Below are 25,834 nucleotides of genomic sequence, written 5' to 3'. Positions count from 1 at the left end.
GGAAAACCTGTCTGAGAGGGTATGAGTTCGTGCTTTTTCGCAATGTATATTACTGTATTACGTTATAGCCGTAATCGTTACGCACCGAAATTTACGATAATCCCCATAATCGTGAGAAGATCGCCTGTACGTCACTGAAGCCGTCCTGCCAATTGCCCGAGACCTTGATCACCGATCCAATCCGCGCGGACGCGCTGCTGCCAAGCCCGCCCACGCACCTCGATGGCCGGCAGGGCATCAACCGAGGCCGTCACAGCATCCGCCAGATCGCCGCCGACACCGATATCGAGGCGATCCGGCTCTGGCTGGCCGAATACGCTGGCTCGCCGCACACGCTGCGCAGTTACCGCAAGGAAGCGGTGCGCCTGCTGCTCTGGTCAACGCGAACGCAGGCCAAGCCGGTATCGAGTCTGACGCGAGAAGATCTGCTCGCCTATGAGGCGTTCTTGAGCCGACCGCCGGCCGGTTGGATCGACACCACGCGGCCCCGCCACGGCAGCGATCGCCGGCTCTTCGCGGGCCCGCTGTCGCCGCGTAGCATCCGGCAGGCACTGGGTATCCTGTCGGGGCTGTTCAACTATTTGGTGGCTGCTGGCTACCTGGCTGGCAATCCGCTGGCGCTGCGCCGGCAGCGCGGGCACGTTGTGTCCCGGCGCGCAACGGTCGAGCGTTACTTGAGCCAGGATCTGTGGCGTTTCATATTGGACTTCATCGAGACGCCGCCGCAATCTAGCGCCCGCGAGCGGCAGCACCATGAGCGCGTGCGCTGGCTGTTCCGGCTGCTGTATGGCGCATCGTTGCGCGCCTCCGAAGCGGCGCAAGCCAGGGCAGGCGACCTGTACCAACGCCGCGGTCGCTGGTGGCTGGCGGTAGTTGGTAAGGGTGGGGTTGCGGGCGATGTGCCGATCAGTGAGGCTTTGATGGCGGATTTCGCGCGGTATCGGGCGTTCCACGGACTGCCCGGCCTCCCGTTGCCCGAGGAATCGACGCCCCTGGTGATGTCGGTTGCTGGGCAAACCGACAAGCCGCTGAGCCCGACCGCCATCTATCTCATCGTGAAAGACATTTTCCGACGTGCCGCCAGCGCCCTGGAAGTTACCGACCCCGCTGGCGCTATGACACTGCGGAAGGCGTCGACGCACTGGCTGCGGCATACCTCTGCCTCTCATCAGGCCGACGCCGGCAATGACATCCGGCACATCCAGAGGAACCTGCGCCACGCATCAATTGAAACCACGGCAATCTATCTGCATGCCGAGGAGGATCGTCGCCACGCTGACACGACGGGCACGTTGTGACGCCACTTTCTCTGTGGATCCATGCCTGCCTGGTTTTCTATCCCCACAGCGCTCCAAAATACTTAGCATGCTCAAGTCGGTATGTGCTTTATGCGGCCCCTCGTCTCTGCTAAGTGTCCGCTAAGTTTCCACTGCCACGCTGCGCACGGGCATACCAGGGGAGCCGAATGGATGGAGCCAAAGGCGGAGTGAATCGGTCACTCCTGTGGATGTTATCTGTTTCGATATGCGGCACGATTCTGCTCATCGGGCTGCTGGCAGCGGCGGCGTCGTTCTGGTTCGCCTTTGAGGAAGCGCGCGACCTGCAGGACGGGGAACTGCGGGAAATTGCTTGGCTGATCTCTCCTGGTGATGCCAGGCTCTCCTCGCAAGGTGGGTTCGCGCAAGTCGACGAGCCGGAGAGCCGAATCTGGGTGCTCAAGACATCCAAGCTGGCAACCGGAGTGGTCACGCCTGACCTATCGTTGACCGTCCCGGGCGGGCTATCTGGTGGACTGCACACCATTGACTCGCATGGGGAGGCGTGGCGCATCTATGTCAGAACGGTGAGAGCTGAGGATGGTCTGGCTGTCGCGCAGCGAACGTCGGCGCGAGACGAGATTGCGCGCGACAGTGCGCTGCGCACGCTGATTCCTCTGTTGTCCGTGATACCTATCCTGATACTGCTGGCCGGATTTCTTATCCGAATCCTGCTTCGGAAGGTGCAGCAACTCTCTGCAGAGGTCGATAGCAAGGGCGACACAGATTTGGCACCGCTCGCCACGGAGGGTGTACCGTCAGAAATCCTGCCGTTTGTCAGCTCGACCAACAGGCTGCTTGGTCGACTGCAGTCTGCCATCGCACAGCAGCGCCAGTTTGTCGCCGACGCGGCGCATGAACTGCGCTCGCCGGTTGCCGCGATGACGCTTCAGTTGGAGAACGCCTTGATGAGCGTGGAGACGGATCCTGAAGTCATCCTGGCTCGCCTCGCTCCGTTGGGTGCGAGCGTCACGCGCGTGCGCTCCCTGGTTGAACAACTGTTGCTTCTGGCCGAATGCGAGGCAGGCCCGCCGACTGTCAGTCTCAGCATCGATGCTAAAGCTGTGGTCATCGATGTCCTTGGGGAGATATTCCCGTTTGCGGATTCCAAGGATATCGACCTTGGTTTGGATGTCGGAGAGGCACTGACCATTCGAGGAGACGAGCCGAATTTCCGTGCTCTGATTCGCAACGCCATCGACAATGCGGTCCTGTACACACCACCAGGCGGGAAGGTTGATGTACGACTGTATCGAGAAGGTAATGCTGCCGTGTTTGAAGTGGAAGACTCCGGACCAGGCATCCCAGAAGGAGAGCTTCCCCGGGTGTTTGACTCGTTCTATCGGGTTGTCGGGTCGAGGCAGCCAGGGAGTGGGCTTGGGCTGGCTATCATCCGGAGTGCAGCGGCAAGACTTCGTGGCCAGGTCAGTTTGCATACCATCACGTCGGACGGGAAGACAGGTTTGCGGTTTGTGTACACGCAAGCCCTCGCCAACGATTGAGAGTAGGCGTGCAGCATTGTAGTGGCGGCCGCTCGGTCTGGCGTTCGCCGACACCTAGCGGCCCTGCGAACTGACGGCGTCGCCGAGGGTATCTGCCGCTACGACCGATTCGTGATCTGCCCCCGAATGGCAATTGGAGTAGTGAGGAATGATGAACGAGATTGAAGCTTTCAACCGCGCCCTGTTTTTGCAGATCAATGGCGGCGACGGCACACCAACCTGGCTGATCCATGTCGCCATGGACATCGCTGACGACCTCATCTATCTGATACCGTTGCTGCTGCTCGGCATGTGGCTGTGGGGCGACAGCACGCGCCGCAGTCAGGCGATCAAGGCATGCCTGGTTACCCTGTTGGCGCTTGGCGCGAATCAAGTGATCGGCTCAGTCTGGATGCACCCACGGCCGTTCATGTTGGGTCTTGGCCATGCCTGGATGTATCACGCGGCCGAGTCCTCTTTCCCAAGCGATCACATGACCGTGTTTGCGGGCATCGGCCTGACCTTGCTGTTCGGGGGCGCGCTCCGACTGGCCGCCGCCGTCCTAACGACAGGCTTTGTCGTTGCTTGGGCGCGAGTGTTCCTCGGGGTCCATTTCCCGCTGGACATGGTGGGAGCCGTCGTGGTAGCTGGTGTGGCCTATGCCCTTATCGCGCCACTTTGGCGAATGGCTGGCAACACGCTTACCGACCTTGCTGAGCGGCTATACCGCGCGATCTTGGCGCGACCCATCGCTTCTGGATGGGTTCGGCGCTAGCCGCGCGATGTCACCCATTGCTGAAAATCGCTGGCATGAAGAAACTGTTTGACGAAAAGAACGTACACGTTGCCTTTGAGATCAGCCTTGTGCTCAAAGGCGCGTTTGCACTGGCGGAAATCGCCACCGGCATTTTCGCCTACGTCGTTACCGCGCAGTTCTTGATCGACCTGGTGCACGCGATCACCCGGACGGAATTGACGGAGGACCCGCGCGACCTCGTTGCCAATTATCTGCTCCATGCCGCGCAAGATCTGTCCGTGAGCAGCCAACACTTCACCGCCTTCTATTTACTCAGCCACGGCGTCATCAAGCTCTGGCTCATCATTGGTCTGTGGCGAAAGGAGGTGGCGTACTATCCGGCTGCCATCGTGATTTTCAGCGTGTTCATCCTCTATCAAGGGTATCGATACAGCTTTACGCATTCACTGCTGTTGCTGCTCATCTCTGCATTGGATGTGGTCGTCATTGGGCTGACGTGGTTTGAGTACCAGCATTTGCGACGCATCTTGTCCAATTGACGGAAGTCGCTTGCGGCCGACCATGACGAAGGAGATCTTTCGACGTGCGGCGAGCGTGCTGGCAGACATTGACCCCACCGGCGCCATGACGTTGCAGAAGGCGTCGACGCAACTGACTGCGTCATTCCTCCCCGTCGCGTCAGGCCGACGCTTGACAGTGTGAGGCCGGCATCCAGACGGCTGATGTTAGAATTCGCCCCATGCTGAAATTCTTCCGGACCACGACCTACCTGCTGCTGTTGAGCCTGGTGCTCAATGTAGTGGAGTGGCCGTTCGTCGATGAAATTTTGGCTGAGCAGACCCAGGCAGTCCAGCAAACACAGCCCGCTGCCACCGCCCAGGCGTCCACCACGCCGGACGGCAATGCGGTGCGCAGCTCTGCGCCCCCCGTGAAGTATTCCGCCGCCAGCGTCTATCACACGCTGATGGATCTGCTCGATACCGCGCCGTCGCTATCCTTCGCCGCGGCGAAAACCTCCAACGCGTTCCCCACTTCGATCCAACAGCGGTTCGCGTCGCGCAGCCTGCCGGCGATCGACCGCCCGCCCTCGTTCTCTCTGTCCTGATCATATCCAGTACCCAAGCCAGCGCTTGGGATGGTTTCTATTGCTCTGACAGAGACTCAGTATGGTTTCCCTGTTGTTGCCTAGTATCGCCCGTACGCGGCGATACCGGCTCTCGTCGGTAGCCGGCACGCCGGCGCTGCTCGCACTCCTGATCACGGCCTTCGCCGGGCCAGCCCACGCCGATCCGCTTTCATTGGACGAGGCGCTCTCTCTCGCCGAACAGCGCGGCAGCGTGCTACAGGCCAAGCAGGCCGCCACCACGACCGTCCAGGGCGAACTGCAGGAGGCCCGCGCACCGCTCTGGAACAACCCTCAGCTTGGCGGGGAGTATCGCTGGCGGCAGCTTTCACAAGCCGGTGCGCCGTCCGCGAGAAAGCAGGATGCGGCGCTGAGTATTGCGCAAACCTTTGAGACCGGCGGACAGCAGTCCGCCCGCCGCGGGGCCGCCGAGGCGAACGCGGACGGGCTGATGGCTTCCATCGAGCAGACCCGGCGCGATCTGCGTGCGGAGGTCGAGCGTCAGTTTGTCCAAGTTCAGGCGCTGCAGTTGCGCGTGCAAATGGAGCAAGAGGCACTTGAGCTACTGCAGCGCGCGGCAAGCCTGGTTCGTCGGCGGGTGCTGGCCGGCGAAGACAGCCGGCTTGACGGCAATCTCGCTCGGGTCGAAGCGGAACGAGGCAGCAATCAGTTGGCGCGCGCGCAGGAAGACCTGTCTCAGGCACGGTCGGCTCTCGCCGTTCTGCTGCAGTGGGATCGGCCAGCGCTGCCCGAGGCGGTCGGTGAACTGGACCGCATGCATCCGGGCTACACCCTCGATGGACTCATGGCCACGGCCGCTGGCCAGTCGCGGCTGCAAGCTTTGGAGGCGCAAGAACGTGGCGCAGACTATCGCCTAAAACTGGAGCGCGGCATGCGCTATCCGGAGGTGACGGTGGGCCTGAACTACAGCCCTGAGAAAGGCATAGACGGTCGAGACCGAATCACCACCCTTGCCATTTCCGTGCCGCTACCTCTGTTCCGGCGCAACCAGGCGGGCATCGGGCGCGCCAGCACGGAGCTGACGCAAAGCCGAATCGAGCGCGAAGCGGCCCGGCGTGAGATCCAGACGGCGGTGCCGACCCTCTGGCAGCGTCTGCAGAGCCTGCGTGCGCGGGTCGGCCGCCTGCGCGGCGACGTCATGCCGGCGCTGGACGAGAACCAGACGCTCTCGTTAAAGGCCCTGCGCGAAGGCGAGATCGGCCTGACGCAGTTTCTCCTGGTGCGCCGGCAAGTGCTGGATGGCCAGCGCGACCTGCTCGATGCCCGAACCGAGTTGCGATTGACGCAAAGCTCGCTCGAACACGCCGCGGGCTGGCCAGCACAACTGCCAGCAGCCCCGTCCGAACAACCGCGCTGAACCTAATTCCTATGCGAGCCTTCCTTTCCCCCACCATCGCGCTGCTGATTGCGACCGGTATCGTCTTGTCTGGATGCCAGCGTGCGACCGATGCCAAGCCCGAAGCGGCTGCCGCGCCGACCGAGCAGCACCCTAATACTGTCAAACTGACCCCGGACGAAATCCGGCAAGCGGGGATCCAGAGCGCGCCGGCGGCGATGCAGGATATCGCCGAACCGCTGCTGTTGACTGGCACGCTGACCGCAAACCAGGACAAGCTTGCCAAGGTGAGTGTGAGGCTGCCGGGACGCGTGGTCGCGGCCGAGACCTCGCTGGGGCAACCGGTTCGCGCCCAGCAACGTCTTGCGGAGTTAGAGAGCATCGAACTGGGGGAAGCCCAGGCTGCCTACCAACAAGCCCTGGGCGAGGCGCATGTCGCCGAGGCTGGCTTGACCCGCGCAAAGCGGCTGGCTGCGGACGACATCATTCCGCAGAAAGACCTGCTGCGGGCACAAGCCGATGCGCAACGGGCCGGCGCGGCCTTGCGCGCGGCCGGCGACAAACTCAGGATGCTGGGTGTGGCGGCCAGTGAAGCGCCTGGCGCACGCTCGCGCTTTCCGGTGGTCGCCCCCTTTGCCGGTACCGTCATTGAGAAACAGGCCGTGATCGGCACCCTGGTGCAAGCTGATCAGCCGCTTTTCACGATTGCGGACCTGTCAACCGTCTGGCTGGAAGCGGATGTCTACGAGAAGGACCTGGCGAAGCTCAGTACCGGTGTCGAGGCCACGGTCACGGTCAATAGCTATCCTGGCACCGCATTCCATGGCAAGTTGACTTATCTGTCGGCCGTGATGGACAAGGCGAGCCGCACGGTCAAGGCCCGGGTCGAGATTTTGAACCCCGATGGCAAGCTGCGGCCGGGTATGTTCGCCTCCGTCACATTGACCACGCCCAACAAGATCCACGCGCTGGCGCTGCCGACCGAGGCTATCGTCCAGATACAAGGGAAGCCGGCGGTCTTTGTGGCGGACAAGGACGGCTTCGCGCCGCGCGCAGTCGAAACAGGCCCCGTCGTCGGCGGGCAGACGGCCATCCAGGCCGGCGTCAGCGCCGGAGACCAGGTGGTGGTGCGGGGCGCCTACGCGCTCAAGGCACGGCTTCTCAAGAGCCAGCTTGGCACTGAGGATTGAGGGGACGCCATGCTTACGAAAATCGTCTCTGCCTCGCTCAGTTACCGCCTGCTCGTCATCGTCCTGTTGCTGGTGCTCGCCGTTGCCGGGATCCGCGCCTGGCAGGACATACCGGTAGACGCCTTTCCCGACGTCACGCCGATACAGGTCAGTGTGGTCACCGAATCTCCAGGGGTGGCGCCGGAGGATGTGGAGCGGCTGGTGACGTTTCCCATCGAATCGTCGATGGCCGGCCTGCCGGGCGTGAGGACAGTCCGTTCTCTCTCCCTATTCGGCCTTTCGACCGTTACCGTGTTCTTTGAGGACAGCACAGACATCTATTTCGCACGGCGCCTGGTCGCGGAGCGCTTGCAGGAAGCCAAGACCAGGATTCCGGAGGGCTTCGGGGAGCCGGAGCTAGGCCCCAACGCCTCCGGCTTGGGCCAGGTGTTCTGGTACACCGTCGAGGCGCAAGATCGCAAGCTTTCCAATATGGACTTGCGTACCTTGCATGACTGGAGCATCCGCCTGCAACTGCGGACGGCCCCGGGGGTCGACGAAGTGATTTCCTGGGGCGGGCAGGAAAAGCAGTTCCAGGTACTGGTGGATCCGCACAAACTGGTGAAGTACGGCATCACCCTCAAGGCCGTGCTCGACACGGTGCTGGCCAACAATCGGCAAGTGGGCGGACAGTACCTCAATGTGGGGCAGGAGCAGTATCTGGTGCGTGGCATCGGCCGGGTTGAGCGCCTGGCTGACCTGGGCAGCATTCCGCTCGGCGAAGTCGAGGGCACACCCTTCTATGTGCGGGATGTGGCTGAAATTCACGAAGCCGGCGGACTGCGCTTCGGGGCTGTCACCAAGGACGGCCGGGAAGTCGTATTCGGCATGGCGCTGCAGCGAATCGGTGAGAACGCCAAAAACGTTGTGCGCTCGGTCAAGGCCAAGCTGGCCGCCATTCAACAAACCTTGCCGCCGGGCGTCAAGATCCTGCCTGTCTATGACAGAACTGACCTGGTCGACCGTGCGGTCTCGACCGCGACCTGGTCGCTGATCGAGGGCTCAGTGTTGGTGGCGCTTGTGCTGCTGCTGTTTCTCGGCGAGCTACGCTCGGCGCTAGTCGTGGTGCTGAGCCTGCCGCTGGCCATGCTACTCACCTTCATTCTGATGCAACGTGTCGGCCTGTCGGCCAACCTGATGTCGCTGGCGGGCCTGTCGGTAGGTATCGGCATGATGATCGATGGCGCGGTGGTCGTCGTCGAGAACGCGTATCGCCTGCTCAGCCACGGCGGGAAGGAGCGACACAGCAAGCGCGGCCTCATTCTGCAGGCCACCGCGGACGTCGCCAAGCCGGTCGCCTTCGCCATTCTGATCATCCTGGTGGTGTTTCTGCCCTTGTTCACGCTGACGGACATTGAAGGCAAGCTGTTCAAGCCCATGGCGATGAGCATCAGCTTCGCCATGGCCAGCTCGCTGCTGCTCACGCTCACCGCGATCCCGGTGCTGGCCTCCTTCATCCTGCGCCCCAAGCCGGAGCATGACACCTGGCTGGTCGCGCATGCCAAGCGCATTTACCTGCGGCTGCTTGACCTGACGCTCGACCGAAAGCGCAAGACGATGGGGATCGCGGTCTGCGTGCTGGGCCTGAGCCTTGCCCTGGTGCCGTTCCTGGGGCGTGAATTCATGCCAACCCTGCAGGAAGGCACCTTGATGTTCCGCATCACGGCCATTCCCTCGACCTCGCTTGAGGAAACGATTACGGTCACGCAACGCGCCGAAGCCGTCGTCCGGCAGTTCCCTGAGGTGGAGACCGCCGTCGCCCTGATTGGCCGCGCCGAGCGCGGTGAGCCGGAGGACGTCAATCGTGTCGAGATGCTGGTCAACCTGAAGGAGCGCAAAGCCTGGGCGAAGGATGTCAGCTATGGTGACCTGGCCGGCAACATGCGCGAAGCGCTGGAAAAGGCGCTGCCCACGGTCGTCGTGTCAATGGGGCAGCCCATCCAGAATCGTGTTGACGAACTGGTTTCAGGGGTGCGGGCCCCCTTGGCCCTGAGGCTGTATGGCGAGGACCTCAAGGAACTGGACCGGCTCACCACGCAGATCAAGGCCGTCATCGCCAAGGTGCCGGGCGCCGCCGATCTGGCCCTGGAGGCCAACCAGGGCAAGCCCCAGATCACCGTAACGGTCGATCGCGCCGAAGCGGCCCGGTATGGACTGAGCGCGGACGATATCCTCGAAGTCGTGCAGACTGGGGTTGGGGGGAAGGCCGCCGGAGTGGTGCTTGACGGTGGCAAACGCTTTGACATCCGGGTCTGGTTCCAGCCCCAGTTTCGCAACAGCGTGGAAGTCCTGAACAACTTGCCGATCCAGACGAAGCAAGGCGCGCTATTGCCCCTGTCGCGGGTGGCCAAGGTCGAGACCAGCGAGGGCTACGCCTTCATTCGGCACGATGAGCTGCTGCGCAATGCGGTGATCCAGATGGACGTGCGCGGCCGCGACGTGAATAGCTTCGTGAGCGACGCACAGGCGGCCATCCAGCGAGAGGTGAAGCTGCCGACCGGCTATCGCCTGCAATGGGGGGGGGCGTTCGAGAATCAGCAACGCGCCATGGGCCGGCTGGCCGTGATCGTGCCGCTCACGATCGGCATCATCTTCGTGCTGCTCTATACGACCTTCAACTCGGCGGCGCTTGCCGGCATCATCCTGGCGAATGTCCCGTTTGCGGTGATGGGCGGGCTGATCTCGCTGTTCATCAGCGGCCAGTATCTGTCGGTCCCGTCCGCGATCGGCTTCATCGCCGTCTTCGGCGTGGCCATGCTCAACGGCATCGTTCTGGTCAGCTTCCTGGTTGAGCAACTGGCGCAGGGCAAGCCGGTACGCGAGGCGGTCCGCAACGGGGCACTCCTACGGCTACGCCCAGTCCTGATGACCGCTTCTGTGACGATTCTGGGCCTGCTACCGATGTTGGTGTCGCAAGGCGTCGGTGCCGAGGTGCAGCGGCCCCTGGCGACGGTGGTTGTCGGCGGTTTGCTCACCTCCACGGCGCTCACCCTGCTGCTGATCCCGATGCTATTCGAATGGCTCATGCTCCGCCGCCGCGGAGCCATCACCCTGACCCAAAAGGACTCGCTGTGACCGCACCCACTCGCACCACTTTGAGCCAGATCCCATCGGGGATCTGGATGTTGGGCTTCGTAAGTCTGCTGATGGATATTTCGTCGGAGATCATTCACAGCCTGCTCCCCGTCTTCATGGTGACCACGCTTGGCGCGAGCGCCTTCTACGTTGGCCTCATCGAAGGCGTCGCCGAGGCGACGGCGCTGATGGTCAAAGTGTTCTCGGGCGCGTTGAGCGACTACCTCGGGAAGCGCAAGGGACTTGCGGTGCTAGGCTACGCACTTGGGGCGTTGTCCAAGCCGTTCTTCGCGCTGGCGCCCGGGGTGGGTACCGTGCTGGCGGCGCGTCTCACGGATCGAGTTGGCAAGGGCATCCGCGGGGCGCCTCGCGATGCGCTGGTCGCGGATATTGCGCCGCCGCATCTCAGGGGTGCAGCCTTTGGCCTGCGGCAATCACTCGACACCGTGGGAGCCTTTCTTGGGCCCCTAATCGCCATCGGCCTGATGTTTTTATGGGCGAACGATTTTAGAGCCGTTTTCTGGGTCGCTGTCATCCCGGGCATCCTCTCCGTGTTGCTGCTCATGGTCGGGGTGCGCGAACCCGACACCCATGCCGGCGCCAAGCGAACCAACCCCATTAAGTGGGCAAACCTTGTCCGTCTGGGCCGTTCGTACTGGCAGGTGGTTGCAATTGGTGCCCTGTTCACGCTCGCTCGCTTCAGCGAAGCGTTTCTGGTGCTGCGCGCCCAGCAGGTCGGGCTGCCGCTGTATCTGGCGCCGCTGGTGTTGGTCGCGATGAACCTCGTGTATTCGCTGTCGGCCTATCCTTTTGGCAAGCTGTCCGACGGCTTGCGTCATACGACGCTGTTGGGGTGGGGCTTGGTGGTGCTGATTCTCGCCGACCTCGTGCTGGCGATGGGCGCGCACTGGGCGGTAACGCTTGCGGGCGTGGCGCTATGGGGCCTGCACATGGGCATGACGCAAGGGCTGCTCGCCACGATGGTGGCCGACACCGCACCCGAAGATCTGCGAGGCACGGCATTCGGCTTCTTCAATCTGGCGAGCGGGCTGGCGCTTCTCGTCGCTAGCGTACTGGCCGGCTTGCTTTGGGATCGGCTCGGAGCGGCCTTCACGTTCTATGCCGGGGCAGCCTTTTGCGCGGCGACCATTGCGCTGATCCTTCTGGCTCGGCTTGGCGCACAACGGCTGGCGTCAGGTGAAGCCGCCGGCAGCGATCCTGGTGGCCGATGACCGCGATCCATGAGACCGCCTATCCGCGCTTCAAGTCCGATCTCACACAGCACGAACTGGCGGAGATTTACACGCCCGCGCCGAGCGAGCTGGTGTTCGTGCGGCGGAATGCCCGTTCAGAAGCGGCTCGTCTGGTTTTGCTGACCCTGCTCAAGACGGTGCAGCGGTTGGGCTATTTCGTCAAGATGGCGGACGTGCCATCTTCGATCCTGACGCACCTGGCCGATTCTCTCGGCGGTCGTGCGACCACCCAACAAGCGTTGCTCCAGGTCGAACAATCTGGGGCACGCCAACGGCTGCTCGACATCGTTCGCCGACGCCTGAAGCTCCAGCCTGTCACCGGCAGGCTGGACGCACTGGCTTCTACGGTGTCGCTCAAGGCCGCCGAAACCATGCACGAATTCGCCGACATCATCAACGTCACGATCGAAGAACTGATCCGACAGCGTTTCGAGCTGCTGGGCTTCAGCACCTTGCTGCGCACCGCGCGGTGGGCCCGGGGGCAGGTCAATGATCGCTACTTCGATAGCCTTTGCGCGCCGCTGCCGGAGGATGTCGTGCGGGACTTCGACGCGCTCCTGATGGTGGCCGACGGTCAGCACAGCAGCGCCTGGCAGGACCTGAAACAGGAACCGAAGAAGCCCACCAACAACGAGGTCCGCGCCTATCTGCAGCGCATCCATTGGCTGAAATGGTGGGCACTGCGCCTGCCCGCGATCGACCACATCCCGGTTGCCAAGTACCGGCAATATGCGCTGGAAGCACGCGCGCTGGATGCCGCCGATCTCAAGGCTCTCCAGGCCACGAAGCGCTATGCGCTGATGGTGGTCCTGTTCCATGCGCAACTGCGCAAGTCACTGGATGATGCGGTGGACATCTTCATCCGCAGGCTGCGCGGGCTGCACAGCAATGCGGAAGAGCAGCTCAAGCAGTACTACGTGGACCACCAGAAGCGCGTGGACAAGCTGGTCTCGCAGTTGCGCGCCATGGTTGAGGCCTATCGGGAGGGGGAGACGGACCGAGAACGCGTGGTCAAGATTGGCGCCGCCATGCGTGCCGAACCGGATCAACTGCTCGCCGAATGCGACCAGCACATGGCCTACGCCGGCAACAACTATCTGCCGTTCCTATTGGGCCCATATCAGACACTTCGGCCGCTGTTGCTGAACTGCCTGACGCTGCTCAACGTCGCTTCCACCACGCGCGACCAGTCGTTGGTGCACGCGATTGCCTTTGTGCTGGAGCACCGGCAAAGCCACAAGGCATGGCTGCCGGTAGCAGACAGCGGCTTGAGTTTTCGCTGGCTTCCGGACAAGTGGCGGCGCTTGGTTACGGGAGAAGGCACCAAGAAAGCCCCGACGCTGGTCAACCGCAAATACTTCGAACTGTGCGTGTTGACGGAAGCAATGCAGGAGCTGCAATCGGGCGACCTCTTTGTCGAAAATAGCGAGCAGTACAGCGATTTCCGCACGCAATTGATCGACTGGGACGTCTATCAAGACCAGGTGGCGGAATACGGCAGTATGCTCGACTTGGCGACAGAGCCCGGAAAATTCGTCGCGAATCTGAAGCGGAGCTTATCCGAAACTGCCTCGCGGATTGATCAAGGCTTTCCCGAAAATGAGCACGTTGAACTCGATGGTGCAGAGTTGTTCATTCGCAAGCATGCGAAGGAGGCCAAGCCCGCCGCGCTGGACCACGTCGACAAGCAACTCGCTGCGCGCCTACCGGACAAGAACATCCTCGACATCCTGGTGGAGGCCGAGGGCTGGTTGGATCTCCATAAGCTGTTTGGCCCGCTGTCCGGCCTCCAGGCGAAGATCGACGATCCCCGCAAGCGGTTCGTCACCACCTTGTTCTGTTACGGCTGCAATCTGGGCCCGACGCAAACCGCGCGCTCGGTCAAGGGACTGAGTCGCAAGCAGATTGCGTGGCTGAACCTGCACCACACGACCGAGGAGCGTCTGGAGAAGGCCAATGTGCAGGTCATCAACGCCTACAATAAGTTCCTGCTGCCCAAGTATTGGGGCTCGGGCAAACGCGCATCGGCTGACGGCACCAAGTGGAATCTCTATGAGCAGAACCTGCTGTCCGAGTATCACATTCGCTATGGCGGATACGGCGGCATCGGCTACTACCATGTGTCCGACATGTACATCGCGCTCTTCAGCCATTTCATCCCGTGCGGCGTGTACGAAGCGATCTACATCCTCGATGGCCTGATCAAGAACGACTCCGATGTCCAGCCCGACACGCTGCACGGCGATACCCAGGCCCAGAGCGCGCCGGTGTTCGGCCTCGCTTACCTGCTCGGTATCAAGCTGATGCCGCGGATTCGCAATCTGAAACACCTAGTGTTCTTTCGGCCCGACCGAGCGAGCCGCTATGAGCACATCAACGACCTCTTTACCGAAAACATCGACTGGCGGCTAATCGAGACCCATCTGCCCGATATGCTGCGCATCGCTTTGTCGATCCGCAATGGCAAGATCACGCCATCGACCATACTGAAACGGCTGGGCACGGCCAGTCGCAAGAACAAGCTCTATTTTGCGTTTCGCGAGCTGGGCCGCGTGGTCCGCACGAGCTTCCTGCTGGAATATATCGGCGATGTCGAGCTGCGTAAGGTGATCCAATCCTCGACGAACAAGAGCGAAGAGTTCAACCAGTTCATCAAATGGCTGTTCTTCGGCGGCGAGGGCATCATTGCTGAGAACGTCCGCCACGAGCAACGCAAGATCGTCAAATACAATCAGTTGGTGGCCAACTTGGTGATTTTGCACAATGTGGAATCGATGACCCGGACCCTGAAGGCGTTCCAGGGGGAGGGACTATCGATCACTGAAGAGGTCCTCGCTGGGCTGGCGCCATATCGGACCGAACATATCAATCGTTTCGGCGACTACACGCTGAATCTAGGCCGTAAGGTGCCACCGATGGACTACAAGCTGCGCATCATTTAGTGAAATCAACCACTTAGCTCAAGAAGCGGCGGATTCCGTCAGGATCCCGGCCGATCCTCCTATAGGCGTTTTCGAAGCGCCCCCGACTTGATCGCGGTGTCTGCTTCTCGTAGCGTTGCGGCGACTCCAGCACACCCGCTCATCGCAAGGCCATCCTCCGGCGGTTTTCAAATGCTCAGTCCTCATTCCGCAACGGATCGGTGAAAGTCTGCTCCACAAAGGTGCGCAGCTGGCTCAGGTCGGTTCGGGCGTAGGCCGCCGTGGTCTGCACCGAGGCGTGCCCGAGCAAGGCTTGCGCAGCGGGCAGCGGCACCTGGTGGTCGACCGCCAGCGTGCGCGCATAGGCGTGGCGCAGCCAGTGCGGCGACGCCGCACGTAATAGCAGCGCCTGCGCCGGCCCGCGTGCCTGCAGAGCATCGGCCACGGCCGCAAAGATGGCCTTGACCTCCCGGTACAGGCCGGCCTGCTGTAGGGCTTCGCCCTTGTGGCCGTGAATGACCGGCAGTGCCTCGTGCGCCGGCGGCTCGGCGGGCAGCCCACGACCCAGCCGGTAGGCGCGCAGCACCGTCACGCAGGGGGCCGGCAGCGGGATCGCCCGCGGCTTGCGCCCCTTGCCGCAGACGTAGAGCGTCCAGCGCCCGGGCGCTTCCGCCTCCAATCGAGGCAGCCCAATCTCGGCCGACCAGGCCAGTTCCGCCAGGCGCACGCCGGCGTAGCGGTACAGCGCCCAGATCGCGCGCCGCCGCAGCGCCGGAAGCGAATCGTCGCACCCGGACGCGTCGAGCCAGGCGTCGCAGGCGCCCAGCAGCGCCGGCGGGAGCAGCCGCGTCGGGGCAAAGCCGGCGCGCGCGCGGCTGCCGGTGGACAGGCCCGCGGCCGGGTTGGCGTGCAGGTAGCCGGTGTCATACCAGTAGCGGTAGCAGCTCGCCACCACCGCCAGCGCGCGCGTGCGGGTGGCCTCGCTGAGGCGACCAACCGCAGGCGGGGGCCCCTCCGCGCCGCGCTCGCCGTGCTGCAGCGCGTGCCCATAGGCGAGCAGTTGCTGGCGCGTCAGGTCCGACAGCGGGCCGAGCTGACGCGCACTGCACCAGCGCATCAGGCGCTGCAGTTCGGCGCCATAGGCGCGCAGCGTGTGCGGCGAGCGCCCGGCGCGGTCGCGCAGGAACAGCGCCAGCGCCTGCGCGTCGTCGGCGGCGCCGAGCGTGTTGGTGCTGGCGTGGGGCTGGGCGAAGCGGCCGGCGCGCGCGAGCCACACCAGATCTGCCGGGCCCTGGGTGGCCAGCCACGAGCTCGGCGCGGCCGGCGCCTTCGCCTGCGCAGCCGCCGCTGGCGCGTTCGTGGCGGCGGTGACGGGCCGGAAGCGGCGCCGGTGCGTGTGCAGCAGCCGCGCGAGCACCGTGTCCGGGCTGGGCGCCCGGTTCGCCGGCACCGTGCGCAGCCGCCCGCGCTCCCAGTACTCGATCGCGCCGTCGTGGGCCAGCAGCAGCTTGAGCACCGCCGGCTGCGCGGCCTTGGCCTCGGCCAGCGACCCGTAGCGGCGCTTGAGGCGCGCGAGCGTCCAGTGCACGTAGACCGGATGCCCCAGCGACTCGGCCAGGTAGGCCAGTGCCGCCTCGACCGTGTCCGGCAGCCGCCGTGGCGGCACCGCCGCGGTGTCGACCCAGTCGGCCGGGGTCATGGCTGGGCGGCCCGCTTGCCGGCCGGCTTGCCCGTCGACTTGGGCGCGCGCGCCTTGGTCGGTGGTGGCACCGCGGCCAAGGCCGCGCGCAGCAGTTCGTCGAGCTGGGCGCGCTGGCTGGCGGTGACGGCCTTGAGCGCGCTCGCCTCGCCGGCGGCGCTCTGGCGCGCGGCCCGCTCGCTGGCCAGCTCCGCGTCGAGGCGCGCGCGGTCCTGCTCCAGCGCGGCGAGGCGCCGCTCGGCGAACTTGAGCTGCGCGGCCAGTTGGGCACGCTCGGCCTGCACCGCGTCGCGCTGGTGCGCGGTCTCCTGCAGCAGCTGCCTGGACAGCGCTTCGTAGCGGGCCTGGATGGTGGCGACCGCCTCGGCGTGGGTGTGCTCGCCCGTCGTGGCGCGTTCCTGCGCGGCCGCCAGCGCCGCCTCGAGTTCGCCACGGCGTGCGGCCTGCTCCTCGGCGCGCGCGATGGCCACCGCCTGGGCCGCGCGCGCCTCGGCCAGCGCGGTGTCGCGCACGGCGAGCGCCTGGCGGGTCTCGGTCAGTTCCTGGCGCAGCAGCTCGACCCGCAGTTCGGCCTCGGCGCGGGCGCCCTGCGCGGCCTCGGCCGCCGCCTGCGCCTCGCGCTTGAGGCGCACCACCTCGTCGAGCTGCACCGTGACCGCGGCCTGCCACAGCGCGCGCATCGACTCGGCAATCTCGGGCGGGAGGTCCGGGATGGCGACCTCGGCCAGGCCCGCGCGCACCACTTCGGCCTCGATCGCGTTGAGCGTGCGCGACAGCGTGGCCGGGTCGCCGCCGCCCAGGCGCGCGCGCAGCTTGCGCACCGAGACTACGCGGCGGAAGCGCGCGGCGGTCGGGGGCGCCGCGTCGCCGGCCTCGGTGAGCATGGCCAGTACGGTGGCGCGGATCTGGTCGGCGGTGGCGGCGGGGCGGGACATGGCGGCTTCCGGGCGAGATAGTTACGCTATCTTACGCACGATGCTAACGTTAGGAAAGGCAATTATTGGTGGATGAAAGCGAGGTAAGACGGATAAATCCAATTATCTTGCCGAAACAGCGGATCCCACGCCCCACGGGCGCGCGTGGGCGCGCGCCGGGGCCGGTCAATGTTCCAAGAACAGGAAAAACGGACCAGTCAGCAAGTACCTGATTGGATTAGAGTTTCTGGCAGGCGTCGCCCGGAAAGCCGCGTGGGTGCTAGGGGTGGCTAGCCCGGTAAACTGCATGGGAATCAAAGGGACCCCCACCCGGCCGACAACCGGGTAGATGGTCTCAGCCGGGCCTTTCACCTCGGGACGGTGGGCGGCAGTGGCCGGGGGATCGGTCGCCTGAACCGCCGGCGCGGCCGGCTCATTGAACGGACCATTGACGCGGCGGTCCGCAACGTACCGCTCTACCAGAAGGCCAAATCGCTCGCGGCAGCCATGGAGCAGATTCTCAGTGGCGAAGACACACACGCCGCGCGGTGCGCACGTGCTGCCAGCAAGACGGCAGCCGATGCGCAGCTCGCTCGCCGGATCGCGGTGCTTGCCAAAGGTGACCGCCTGATCCGCTGGACCGTCACGGCAGTCTATCGGGATCGCGACGGCTACCCGTCGACGATCTCCTATCAGGATGAGGATGGCCAGCGCCAGACCTTGCCCGTGGTGCGCGCGCTCTTCCAAGGCGACCACAGCCGATATCGTGCCCTGATTGACGCGGCACGCAGTCTCCCTCAACAAGGAAACCATGATGAGTGAACAGGTGCAGGACCTGCCAACGTGGCAACGCGCGGGCCTCTCGACGACCGATGTGGACCGCATCGCTGCGCGATACTTCCACGCGGACGGTACGGAGCAGGCCGACATCAAGGCCGCGATCAAGGATGCGCTGGGTGAGGTCGTGCGCGGTTTGGAGCGTCCCGTGTGGCCGCCATCGGGCTTCAGGTGGATCTCGGTCGCCACCGAAGGCATCCCCGCGTATGACGATGTGGCCAAGGTACTGGCCTTTACGCAGTATCACGACTACGCGGGTCAGCAGTTTCACCACATGAAGGCTAGCGACTTCTATGAGCTTGACCCGGAGGGTGATGGCGAGCCCGGTACCGAATTGGCCCGTACGGTGACCCATTACATGGTGGACCCATGGCCGCCGGGGCTCACCGGCCAGCCGCACACCGGCCAGCACAGCGGCGAGGCAGGCCGGGACGTGGCCGCCCTGCTTGCTGCGGCGGCGAGCATCCCGCGCGAGTATGCCAAGGACCTCGAACGTTCCGGATGGGGCAATCGCTTTCCGGAAGCACTCACGGCCATCTTCAACGCGAGCGATCGCATGGCCGAGCGCATCCGTGCGCTGGTGATGGCGCCCGCCAGCGCAGTGCCCGAGTCGCCGGCAGCCTCCACCACGCGACCGGTGGCCATTGCCATGGCCCTGCAGGCGGCGGACTGGAGCGCGCCCAGCATGGGCAACAAGGCGCTGATCGCCGCCGCGATTGAGGCGCTGGCGAGCCCCTTTGTAGATCGCTTTACGTTGACCCCCGACGAAGTACGCCAGATCGCACGATCCCAGCACGGCAGCAGCAATGCGCCGCAGGGCTCCGACTATGTCAGCGCGACGCTGTCGTACCTATGGGAGCGTGCTGAAGCCGCCAGCAAGGTGACACAGGCGATGGACGCCGAAGTGGTACCCGACAGCGAACGGTGCCGCTGTGCGCCGCCCGACGAGGTCGTCGACGGCTATTGCCAGCACTGCGGCAACAAGGTCGGTAAAAGTCCGTTCGTCGCGGCTCTGGAGCGGACCGCGATTGCAGCCACCCGCACGGCGTATCTGGAGAGCATCCTGTTTGCGGTTCGCGCGCAGTTGCAACATTGTGCGGCCGACCTGCCGGCCGCCCTCGACCGTCGCGTGTTCGACTGTCTGAACGAGGCACTGAATGCAAACGGCTCGCCCGCGTCGCACACCGAGCCGGTCGATGTCGACGTGGACGCCTTGCGCTGGCGCGAGGTATTGGGCAGCGTGGGCGCCCGCTACAGCGACACGGGCACCCAGATCTTCACGCTCAGTGCGGTGCTGGCGCTCGGTACCGGTAATCTGATGAAAGGCAGCGTCGCGGAGCATTTCACCCGCGCCGTCGATGCACGGCGGATGCACCGCGCAGGGTAATCGGGAATGCGCAAGGAACCTATGCCCGGCACAGTGGCGCTCGACAGCGAGACGCTGGGTCGAGAACAGGCCGATTTCATTGCCTTCTACAAGGCCAAGGGCTGGCCGGACAGTTACTTTGTCCCGCATAGCGGCGGTGGCATCGAATTCGGCCGGGCCGCGACACAGGACCGCTGGGAAGGCTGGCGGGATCGGGCCAGTCTCACCGATGCCCCGGGCAGTGTGTTTGTCCCGTACGCCCAGTGCGTGGCTGCCGGTGGTGACTGCCATCGCGAAGCACGCTGTGTGGCGAAGTGCCGGGAGCGTCCGCCGCGCACGGGGTTGCGGTAGTGACGCAGGTCAGGATCCATCATGCAAATGCGCAAACGCCGTATCACTTACACGCTCATCATGTGGAATGCCTCGGGCACGGCGCTCGTCCTGCTGTCCCGTAGCATGCGCCATCACCGCAAGGGCCCCACGTTTTAACCATGACAACGATGAATGAACCGAACCACGCAGCGGTGATAGACCGCGAAGTCTTACAACGCATTGCCACGGCGGAGCTGGATGCGCCGTCCGACGCGCCCCAGTCCGACGGTGCCGAGCTCGTCCGCATCATGCTGCGCATGGCACGCGCACAAGCCAGCGCGTTGCTGGCTGGGCCCTGCGGCTGGGTGCGCACACACCAGAACGCCGGCGAAACGGTCCGGTCGTTCACGGACAAGCGCGAACATTATGCCGAGTGGGCCGCGCGCGGCGTCGCGCTGACACCGGTGTTCGAGCATGCGCCGGCCTCGACGGCAGCGTCGTGGTTGACGCTGGCCGACGGCGTACCGGCAAACGGCGCCGAAGTCTGGATCCACACCACGTGGGGCAAGGTCGAGGGTGCGCGAAAGGCATGGAAGCAAGGCCACACCGGGGACTATTTCGAGACCGATGGCGCGGGCGAGCTCGCCATGAGCGACGTGCGGCACTGGATGCCGCGCGTGAAGCCGCTGCCCCCGCGCTGACCAGAGGCCTGTTCCATGCCAGCAGATATTGCGAGAACCGTTCGGTTGCTTCCCCTGCACGAGGCCTGTGCCAGTGAGGCCAGAGCGGACACGGCGGTGATCTCGATCACGAATCCCGGCGCCACAGCCACGCTGCGGCCCGGCTGGGGCTCGATCTTGCGGGTGCAGTTCAGCGACGCTGAGTATGTGCCGGGCGATATCGGGCGGCGCATGACTGATGGCCGGCCCTTTGACCCGGCCATGCGTGGCTTCCCGACGCAGACACAGGCACAAGCGATTCGACAGTTCTGCGAGGGCGTGTATGCGGATCCCGCGCTGGTTCGGGTGCTGGTCCACTGCCACGCAGGCAAACGACGCTCGGGCGCCGTGGCGCTATATCTGGTGGAGCGCTTCGGCGCCACGATCGACGGCCCGGTACCGGACGATCCAAATCGGACCCTTCTCGCCCTGCTGCGCGACCCGACGTGGCCGCGCACGGAAGCGGCACGCGCTGGGTGGCGATCAATCTGGCCCGCAGCGCGCCGTTGGCTGCGTGGCTGACATCAACGATAGGAGGAATACTCGTGAGCGCAGGACATCTGACTGCCCAGCAGTCGCGCTGGAACCGTGCCGTCGGTGCAGACATGGCACGACGCCATCGCAAATGGCCGCTCGGTACGGTCGTGCATACCAAGACGCCGGCGGGCTATCTGCGAGGCAGGATCATCAAGCACTGGCGCAAGGGCGAGGTGCCGCATGGCACCTCGGTGGAATTCCCGGAAGCGATCGATCTGGGCGATGGCAATGGCACGCGCTTCTGTCACGAAATCCCGTTCCGCTCGCTGCGCCCGGAGCGCGCCCGTGGCTGATATCCTGCCCACCCCCGAAGAGCGGCGCATGCTGCAGGACGTCCATGCGCATGGCAACTGGCTGCATAGCGCACGCGGACGCAAGGCGCTCGATGCGGCCATGCTGCGGGTGCAAACGCTGCGTCAGCGCGGTTGGCTCGATGGCAATGCGCTCACCCGGGCGGGCTATGCGGTGTTGGGTGTGCCCGCCCCGGATCGGCCCTTCCGGTCGGATCCGGAGCTGGTCGCGCTGGTTGGGCAGCCCGCTGGCGAGGCCGAGGCTGTGCTCGCCGGGCGTGACTGGCGCTACCTGAGTCCGATGGGCTTCCATACCGCTGACTTGAAAACTGGCCGCATCAACGTGCATCTCGATGATAGCGGCCAGCACATTACGAAGATCTCCGTGGAGTGACTGAGCATGGCAACCGTGGAAGTACTCGAAAGCTTCGGCCTGCCGGATACGTTTCCCGCGTATCTGGTGCCGGAAGCGGGTCAGCGATTCGTGCAGGCCTGCGCCAAAGGCATGCCCAAGGACGCGCTGCTGCGAGCGGCGCGGCGCGCCGGCTTCGATCCGCTGTGGAAGCGGCTGGAACACATGGATGAAGGCGTGTACGGCTTTGGCCTGACGATCAATGGGATGGTGGTGCCATTCATGGTGCGCATGAAGGTGACGACGGTGGCCCCGGCGGCGCCGGCGCCGACACAGGACACGCTTTTCTGACGGACAAGGACATGATGACCGACGAACACCAGCACGCCCTTGATGCGTTGCGTGCCCATGTACGGGCGTTCCTGATGGAACACCTGCTGACCCACACGTGCGACACCGAGAGCGGTGAGCGCTTCCCGTTGGTGGACAAGCTGTGCGCGCCGGATGACAACACGACCGGCACGGGCAAGGCAGAAATCACGCTCTTGGCCGAGGCGATCGTCGACGCGTTGCCCGAGGGCGCGGCGCAGGCGGTGCGCGATGGAAACCTGCACGCGGTCATGGAGGCTGCGGCATGGCGCAACGCGATGACCGGTCTGTGCCAGATCTGGCCGAAGACAGCGGACGAAGCGGCCGCGCACCTGCGCCAGCGTCTGCACCCGGAGCACGGCGCCATGCGCGCGCCGGCCGGGCTGCGGACGCGGGCTGCTGAAGGGCACGCGATCGACTACACGGTGGTGCAGGCGTTCGCGGACAAGCACGGGGTGCCTTACAACGAGGCCTGTGCCATGGTACGCGAGGCGCTGCGTCACGGCGCGTCGGCGCCTGTGGCGTTCATCCAGCGGGATCATCTGGAACAGGCCAAGCGTGGCGCGTTTCTGTGCCGCGTCGAATCCAAGTACAGGGATGGCATGGGGCTGGAGCCGTTCTTTCTCGGACATGCCCCGGTACTGGCCACAGCCGCGCCGGCCGAGTCCAGCCCTGATACGGCGCTGCTTGACTGGCTGGAGCGGCAAGGCACCGTCAATTTCGATTACGAGACCGCGCAGGTGGCGTTTCCCGTGCCTGACTCGCTGCGCGGTGGCAACAGCCTGCGCGAGATCGTCGAGGCGGCACGCCTGCATCACGAGCAGGAAGAGGCCAAGTGATGATCGTCATGGAACGGACCGTGCGGCAGAAAGAGTCGTTCATCTATGTGCGAACCGCCCTGACGCAGCCCTGCGTGGGGACATCCCGGCCGGGGCCGGGAGCGGCGGAGAACCCGTGCACAGCGGCTGGACAACCGAAGGTTGCCCACGCGCTGCACACCGGTTCCCCTCCTTGTCCACACTGCGGGCCTTGCCCCAGCGATCGCGTTGGAGAGACAGCCGACACCCACCAAGCACCCCCGGCCCGGCCGGGCCGGCCTCGCCATGGCTCGGCAAAGCCGTCTCGTAATGCGCCACCTTTCCGTGCGTTGGCACGCGGCACGACTTTTTTCGGGGCGCTGGCCGGCGACTTCGATACCGACAACCCTACCCTGACATGACCGCTTCCGCTACGCTGCCCGCCCCGACCCCGCCGACGCTCGCCACCATGGCGCTCTTGCGCGCGGCGCTTGCGCTCACCCGCTACGCGGCCGCCCCCTTCTGCTCGCCGGGGCGGCGGGTGGCCCTCGATCCCGAGGACCCTGCCAACACCGAGCGCCTCCAGCCGACCACCGAGGACTGGTGGACCGGCCTGCGCGAGCGCATCGAGGCGCTGCAGCCGCAACTGCAGCTGGCGCTCGCCACGGCCGAGGCCGGCGCCGGACCCGCGCCGCTGGCCACCGAGACCGGCGTCGGGCCGTGGTGCGCGCCGGGCCCGGCCGCCACACAGGTGCCGGGGTGGCTGCTGCGCTTCGAGGATGTCGACCGGGGCGACGTCACCTTCGACGATGAGGACGCGGCGCGCCGCGCCTTCGCCCGCGCCGAAGGGCAAGGCTACAACGCCCACCTGCTCACGCACGCGCCGCGCGACGCCACGCCCACCATGCCGGCCGCCGACTGGCGGGCGCTGCTGGCTGCCGTGCTCCGGGAGCTCGCGCAGGAGCGCGCGGACCGTCACAGCCCGCACCACCCGGGCAACGCCCCGGGCCATGCGCACGCGCGTCCCGGCATCTGGGATGCCGACAACGGCGTGCTGGCCGGCCAGCCCTGCGCGTGGTGCACGACGTGGTCCGCCGCGCGCCGGGCGCTCGGCGAGGAGGACGGGTCGCGGCAGGCGTCGCGCCCGGGCGTGACGCTGGCCCGCCCGGCGGAGGCCGCCTGATGGCGCCGCGCCGCACCCCATCCGGTGCTGGGCACAGTGATGGGCCGCCGGCCGCGCCACTGCGGGTGCTGCGCCTGCACGTCATGGCGGAGTACTTCCACGCGATCCGGGAGCGCACCAAGCCGCTGGAATTCCGGCTCGACACGCCCTACTGGCGCCGGCGCCTCGTCGGCCGGACCTACGATGCGGTCGAAGTGGCGCACGGCTACCCCAAGGCCGACGACGCCACTCGGCGCGTGCGCCGCGCGTGGCGCGGGGTCGCGCCACAGGTCCTCACCCACCAGCATTTCGGGGAGGCCCTCGCCGTGCTGGCCATCGACGTCACCGGCGATGACCTGCCGCTCGCGCCATGATGCCGTCCCTGCGTCCCGACACCGGTACCCATGGCGCCCATCACGGCGGCCCCGGCAAGCGGTGCGGTAAAATCCCCGGCCGCTTATGCGCCTGCCTACGCGCCGTCTGCCGTCCGGCCGTCCGACCCTTTTCCACGATTCCCCGCCTGCCATGACTTCGGCCTCCGACGCCCGCGCCCCCTCCGCTTCCAAGATCCCGGCCAAAGAGGTCCGCGAAGTGCTCGTGCCCAAGGCCTTCCACGCGATCCTGCTGGAGGATGCCCAGCCGCCCACCGTCGACCGGGTCACCGAGTGGCTGGCCAAGCAAGGCTATTCCAAGCCCAACCGCAACGTGATCTCGGAGGGGATCAAGGCGTGCTACGCGGTCCTGTCAGAACGGCTGCGGCAACCCATTTTCGACCAGCTGCCCGACGAGACGGTGCAACTGGTCTATGCCCTGCGGGACCATCTCCTGAAGCAGGCCAAGCACGAGTTCGTCGACGAGACCGCAGAGATCCGCGCGCAGGCGGCCCGCGACGTCGACGTCGCGCGCGCGGCGCAGGCCGACGCGGAGCTGGCACGCCATGAGGCGCGCAAGGAGCTCGATATCGCGCTGGAGGTGAAGCAGGCACAGGACACCCGCATCGACGAGCTGCACACGGCCCTGAAGGCGGCCAAGGACGAGGTTGAGCGGCTGCGTGGCCGGGTCGACCACGTCGAGGGCGAACTCGAAATGAGCCGGCGCGCCGTGCAGGGGCTCGAAGTCGCCGCGCACGCCCGCGAGCGCGAGCACAGCGACGCGCTCACCAAGCTGCAGGACCAGCTCGACGCCGAGCGTCAGCGGTTCGACGCCGACCACAAGCGCAACCTGCTCGCGATCGAGCGCGAACGCATGGAAACCAAGCTCGCCCAGAAGACCACGGCCGATGCACTGGCGAAGATCGAGACCCTGAATGAGCGAGAGCGTGACCGCGTGGCGGAGATGGCCGTGCTCAAGACCCAGCTCGCGAGCGAACAGCTGACGCGACGCCAGCTGCAGGACGCCGGCGCCAAGCAGATCGCCGACGCCGAACAGGCGGCGGCCGTCGCGCGCGACGCGGTGGGCGTGGCGCAGGCCGCCGAGGCCACGGCCCGGGGCCAGTTGCAGGCCATGAACACCCAGCTCGACGAGCTGCGCACGCGGCTCGCGAGCTTCGGCTCGCTCAGTGCCCACAGCCTGAGCGACCTGATCGTGCGGGCCATGCTGCTGGGCCGAAGCGTCCCGGCCGACCCCGCCGACCCGGCCGCCGTGCAGCAGACCGCGCAGGCGGCCGCGCGCGAGTTGCTGGCGCCGTTTGACGTACGCCTGCCGGACCCGCCGCGCGCGGACGACGGGCCCGCCGCGCCGGCGCGGCCCGATCCCGCACCCCCGGCCGCCACGACCGGCCGCGCCCCGCCCAAGCGCCCGCGCTGACCGACCGGCCCGGGCGGGGTGGCGGCCCGTGAATGGCCGGCTTTACACCCGGGGTAAAGCCGGCCATTTCCGCCCCGCGCTTGCTATATACCAACGATCGGTCTCGCGACGCCCACGCCCTTACACGTTTTTGCGACAGTTCTTCCCAAATTAAACGTTTTG

At 65.3% G+C, this 25,834-nt stretch carries 24 protein-coding genes; 22 read left to right on the top strand and 2 right to left on the bottom strand.

The features are described 5' to 3' along the window. Positions 1–164 precede the first annotated feature (164 nt). From ACREYQ_RS31320 to ACREYQ_RS31275, 10 genes are all read left to right on the top strand, one after another. Positions 165–1,298 (top strand): tyrosine-type recombinase/integrase, encoded by a 1,134-nt coding sequence (locus ACREYQ_RS31320; protein ID WP_432262780.1) that lies wholly within the window; start codon positions 165–167, stop codon positions 1,296–1,298. Between the two features lie 167 nt (positions 1,299–1,465). Continuing rightward, positions 1,466–2,818, top strand: coding sequence for an ATP-binding protein (locus tag ACREYQ_RS31315; RefSeq protein WP_432262779.1), 1,353 nt, complete (start codon positions 1,466–1,468; stop codon positions 2,816–2,818). Between the two features lie 151 nt (positions 2,819–2,969). Next, on the top strand, positions 2,970–3,572 hold the full coding sequence (locus ACREYQ_RS31310; protein WP_432263089.1) for a phosphatase PAP2 family protein: 603 nt from the start codon (positions 2,970–2,972) through the stop codon (positions 3,570–3,572). 35 nt (positions 3,573–3,607) lie between these two features. Next, on the top strand, positions 3,608–4,093 hold the full coding sequence (locus ACREYQ_RS31305) for a DUF2127 domain-containing protein (RefSeq protein WP_432262778.1): 486 nt from the start codon (positions 3,608–3,610) through the stop codon (positions 4,091–4,093). Positions 4,094–4,293: 200 nt separating this feature from the next. Beyond that, positions 4,294–4,659 carry a hypothetical protein gene (locus ACREYQ_RS31300; protein ID WP_432262777.1) on the top strand — a complete coding sequence of 122 codons (366 nt, stop codon included), beginning with the start codon at positions 4,294–4,296 and terminating at the stop codon, positions 4,657–4,659. 61 nt (positions 4,660–4,720) lie between these two features. Beyond that, positions 4,721–6,055, top strand: coding sequence for a TolC family protein (locus ACREYQ_RS31295; RefSeq protein WP_432262776.1), 1,335 nt, complete (start codon positions 4,721–4,723; stop codon positions 6,053–6,055). 11 nt (positions 6,056–6,066) lie between these two features. After that, the gene (locus ACREYQ_RS31290) at positions 6,067–7,224 is read left to right on the top strand and encodes an efflux RND transporter periplasmic adaptor subunit (RefSeq protein ID WP_432262775.1); all 1,158 of its coding nucleotides are present in this window, start codon (positions 6,067–6,069) and stop codon (positions 7,222–7,224) included. A 9-nt stretch (positions 7,225–7,233) separates the two neighbouring features. Continuing rightward, positions 7,234–10,338, top strand: coding sequence for an efflux RND transporter permease subunit (locus tag ACREYQ_RS31285; protein ID WP_432262774.1), 3,105 nt, complete (start codon positions 7,234–7,236; stop codon positions 10,336–10,338). A gap of 47 nt (positions 10,339–10,385) precedes the next feature. Then, positions 10,386–11,570 carry an MFS transporter gene (locus ACREYQ_RS31280; protein WP_432263088.1) on the top strand — a complete coding sequence of 395 codons (1,185 nt, stop codon included), beginning with the start codon at positions 10,386–10,388 and terminating at the stop codon, positions 11,568–11,570. Further along, complete coding sequence (locus ACREYQ_RS31275; protein WP_432262773.1) at positions 11,567–14,533, top strand: Tn3 family transposase; 2,967 nt, start codon at positions 11,567–11,569, stop codon at positions 14,531–14,533. Before ACREYQ_RS31280 ends, ACREYQ_RS31275 begins: the two co-directional genes overlap by 4 nt. A gap of 175 nt (positions 14,534–14,708) precedes the next feature. Here the strand turns inward: ACREYQ_RS31275 and ACREYQ_RS31270 are convergent, their stop codons facing one another. Then, the gene (locus ACREYQ_RS31270; protein ID WP_432262772.1) at positions 14,709–16,211 is read right to left on the bottom strand and encodes a tyrosine-type recombinase/integrase; all 1,503 of its coding nucleotides are present in this window, start codon (positions 16,209–16,211) and stop codon (positions 14,709–14,711) included. After that, complete coding sequence (locus ACREYQ_RS31265; RefSeq protein WP_432262771.1) at positions 16,208–17,146, bottom strand: DNA-binding protein; 939 nt, start codon at positions 17,144–17,146, stop codon at positions 16,208–16,210. The genes ACREYQ_RS31270 and ACREYQ_RS31265 overlap by 4 nt, the downstream gene beginning before the upstream one ends. A gap of 360 nt (positions 17,147–17,506) precedes the next feature. On the opposite strand from ACREYQ_RS31265, the gene ACREYQ_RS31260 reads away from it, so the two are divergent. The 12 genes from ACREYQ_RS31260 (at position 17,507) to ACREYQ_RS31205 (ending at position 25,672) form a co-directional block, all read left to right on the top strand. Beyond that, the gene (locus tag ACREYQ_RS31260; RefSeq protein WP_432262770.1) at positions 17,507–17,947 is read left to right on the top strand and encodes a hypothetical protein; all 441 of its coding nucleotides are present in this window, start codon (positions 17,507–17,509) and stop codon (positions 17,945–17,947) included. Next, positions 17,937–19,349, top strand: a complete 1,413-nt coding sequence (locus ACREYQ_RS31255; RefSeq protein WP_432262769.1) for a hypothetical protein — start codon at positions 17,937–17,939, stop codon at positions 19,347–19,349. The genes ACREYQ_RS31260 and ACREYQ_RS31255 overlap by 11 nt, the downstream gene beginning before the upstream one ends. Before the next feature lie 6 nt (positions 19,350–19,355). Beyond that, the gene (locus ACREYQ_RS31250; RefSeq protein ID WP_432262768.1) at positions 19,356–19,679 is read left to right on the top strand and encodes a hypothetical protein; all 324 of its coding nucleotides are present in this window, start codon (positions 19,356–19,358) and stop codon (positions 19,677–19,679) included. Positions 19,680–19,819: 140 nt separating this feature from the next. Beyond that, positions 19,820–20,341, top strand: coding sequence for a hypothetical protein (locus tag ACREYQ_RS31245; RefSeq protein ID WP_432262767.1), 522 nt, complete (start codon positions 19,820–19,822; stop codon positions 20,339–20,341). A 96-nt stretch (positions 20,342–20,437) separates the two neighbouring features. After that, the gene (locus ACREYQ_RS31240) at positions 20,438–20,881 is read left to right on the top strand and encodes a tyrosine-protein phosphatase (protein ID WP_432262766.1); all 444 of its coding nucleotides are present in this window, start codon (positions 20,438–20,440) and stop codon (positions 20,879–20,881) included. Between the two features lie 23 nt (positions 20,882–20,904). Further along, entirely contained in the window at positions 20,905–21,189 is a 285-nt protein-coding gene (locus ACREYQ_RS31235) for a hypothetical protein (RefSeq protein WP_432262765.1), read from the top strand. Further along, entirely contained in the window at positions 21,182–21,580 is a 399-nt protein-coding gene (locus ACREYQ_RS31230) for a hypothetical protein (protein ID WP_432262764.1), read from the top strand. Before ACREYQ_RS31235 ends, ACREYQ_RS31230 begins: the two co-directional genes overlap by 8 nt. 6 nt (positions 21,581–21,586) lie before the next feature. Continuing rightward, positions 21,587–21,889, top strand: a complete 303-nt coding sequence (locus ACREYQ_RS31225) for a hypothetical protein (protein WP_432262763.1) — start codon at positions 21,587–21,589, stop codon at positions 21,887–21,889. Positions 21,890–21,900: 11 nt separating this feature from the next. Further along, positions 21,901–22,746 (top strand): hypothetical protein, encoded by an 846-nt coding sequence (locus ACREYQ_RS31220; RefSeq protein WP_432262762.1) that lies wholly within the window; start codon positions 21,901–21,903, stop codon positions 22,744–22,746. 376 nt (positions 22,747–23,122) lie between these two features. Next, positions 23,123–23,887, top strand: coding sequence for a hypothetical protein (locus ACREYQ_RS31215; protein ID WP_432262761.1), 765 nt, complete (start codon positions 23,123–23,125; stop codon positions 23,885–23,887). Next, positions 23,887–24,240, top strand: coding sequence for an ASCH domain-containing protein (locus ACREYQ_RS31210; RefSeq protein ID WP_432262760.1), 354 nt, complete (start codon positions 23,887–23,889; stop codon positions 24,238–24,240). The genes ACREYQ_RS31215 and ACREYQ_RS31210 overlap by 1 nt, the downstream gene beginning before the upstream one ends. 151 nt (positions 24,241–24,391) lie before the next feature. Further along, entirely contained in the window at positions 24,392–25,672 is a 1,281-nt protein-coding gene (locus ACREYQ_RS31205; protein ID WP_432262759.1) for a hypothetical protein, read from the top strand. Positions 25,673–25,834 lie beyond the last annotated feature (162 nt).

It is taken from the genome of Cupriavidus sp. TMH.W2 (assembly GCF_050847365.1).
Taxonomy (GTDB): Bacteria; Pseudomonadota; Gammaproteobacteria; order Burkholderiales; family Burkholderiaceae; genus Cupriavidus.
Note: the sequence above shows the minus strand (reverse complement) of the source record. Positions and strands in the feature narration are given on the sequence as shown.

Excerpts from the sequence above, each read along its gene's own strand:
- ACREYQ_RS31315 (WP_432262779.1), top strand. The coding sequence starts at position 1,466 with ATGGATGGAGCCAAAGGCGGAGTGAATCGGTCACTCCTGTGGATGTTA.
- ACREYQ_RS31310 (WP_432263089.1), top strand. The coding sequence starts at position 2,970 with ATGAACGAGATTGAAGCTTTCAACCGCGCCCTGTTTTTGCAGATCAAT.
- ACREYQ_RS31305 (WP_432262778.1), top strand. The coding sequence starts at position 3,608 with ATGAAGAAACTGTTTGACGAAAAGAACGTACACGTTGCCTTTGAGATC.
- ACREYQ_RS31300 (WP_432262777.1), top strand. The coding sequence starts at position 4,294 with ATGCTGAAATTCTTCCGGACCACGACCTACCTGCTGCTGTTGAGCCTG.
- ACREYQ_RS31295 (WP_432262776.1), top strand. The coding sequence starts at position 4,721 with ATGGTTTCCCTGTTGTTGCCTAGTATCGCCCGTACGCGGCGATACCGG.
- ACREYQ_RS31290 (WP_432262775.1), top strand. The coding sequence starts at position 6,067 with ATGCGAGCCTTCCTTTCCCCCACCATCGCGCTGCTGATTGCGACCGGT.
- ACREYQ_RS31285 (WP_432262774.1), top strand. The coding sequence starts at position 7,234 with ATGCTTACGAAAATCGTCTCTGCCTCGCTCAGTTACCGCCTGCTCGTC.
- ACREYQ_RS31280 (WP_432263088.1), top strand. The coding sequence starts at position 10,386 with ATGTTGGGCTTCGTAAGTCTGCTGATGGATATTTCGTCGGAGATCATT.
- ACREYQ_RS31275 (WP_432262773.1), top strand. The coding sequence starts at position 11,567 with ATGACCGCGATCCATGAGACCGCCTATCCGCGCTTCAAGTCCGATCTC.
- ACREYQ_RS31270 (WP_432262772.1), bottom strand. The coding sequence starts at position 16,211 with ATGACCCCGGCCGACTGGGTCGACACCGCGGCGGTGCCGCCACGGCGG.
- ACREYQ_RS31265 (WP_432262771.1), bottom strand. The coding sequence starts at position 17,146 with ATGTCCCGCCCCGCCGCCACCGCCGACCAGATCCGCGCCACCGTACTG.
- ACREYQ_RS31255 (WP_432262769.1), top strand. The coding sequence starts at position 17,937 with ATGATGAGTGAACAGGTGCAGGACCTGCCAACGTGGCAACGCGCGGGC.
- ACREYQ_RS31250 (WP_432262768.1), top strand. The coding sequence starts at position 19,356 with ATGCGCAAGGAACCTATGCCCGGCACAGTGGCGCTCGACAGCGAGACG.
- ACREYQ_RS31245 (WP_432262767.1), top strand. The coding sequence starts at position 19,820 with ATGACAACGATGAATGAACCGAACCACGCAGCGGTGATAGACCGCGAA.
- ACREYQ_RS31225 (WP_432262763.1), top strand. The coding sequence starts at position 21,587 with ATGGCAACCGTGGAAGTACTCGAAAGCTTCGGCCTGCCGGATACGTTT.
- ACREYQ_RS31220 (WP_432262762.1), top strand. The coding sequence starts at position 21,901 with ATGATGACCGACGAACACCAGCACGCCCTTGATGCGTTGCGTGCCCAT.
- ACREYQ_RS31215 (WP_432262761.1), top strand. The coding sequence starts at position 23,123 with ATGACCGCTTCCGCTACGCTGCCCGCCCCGACCCCGCCGACGCTCGCC.
- ACREYQ_RS31210 (WP_432262760.1), top strand. The coding sequence starts at position 23,887 with ATGGCGCCGCGCCGCACCCCATCCGGTGCTGGGCACAGTGATGGGCCG.
- ACREYQ_RS31205 (WP_432262759.1), top strand. The coding sequence starts at position 24,392 with ATGACTTCGGCCTCCGACGCCCGCGCCCCCTCCGCTTCCAAGATCCCG.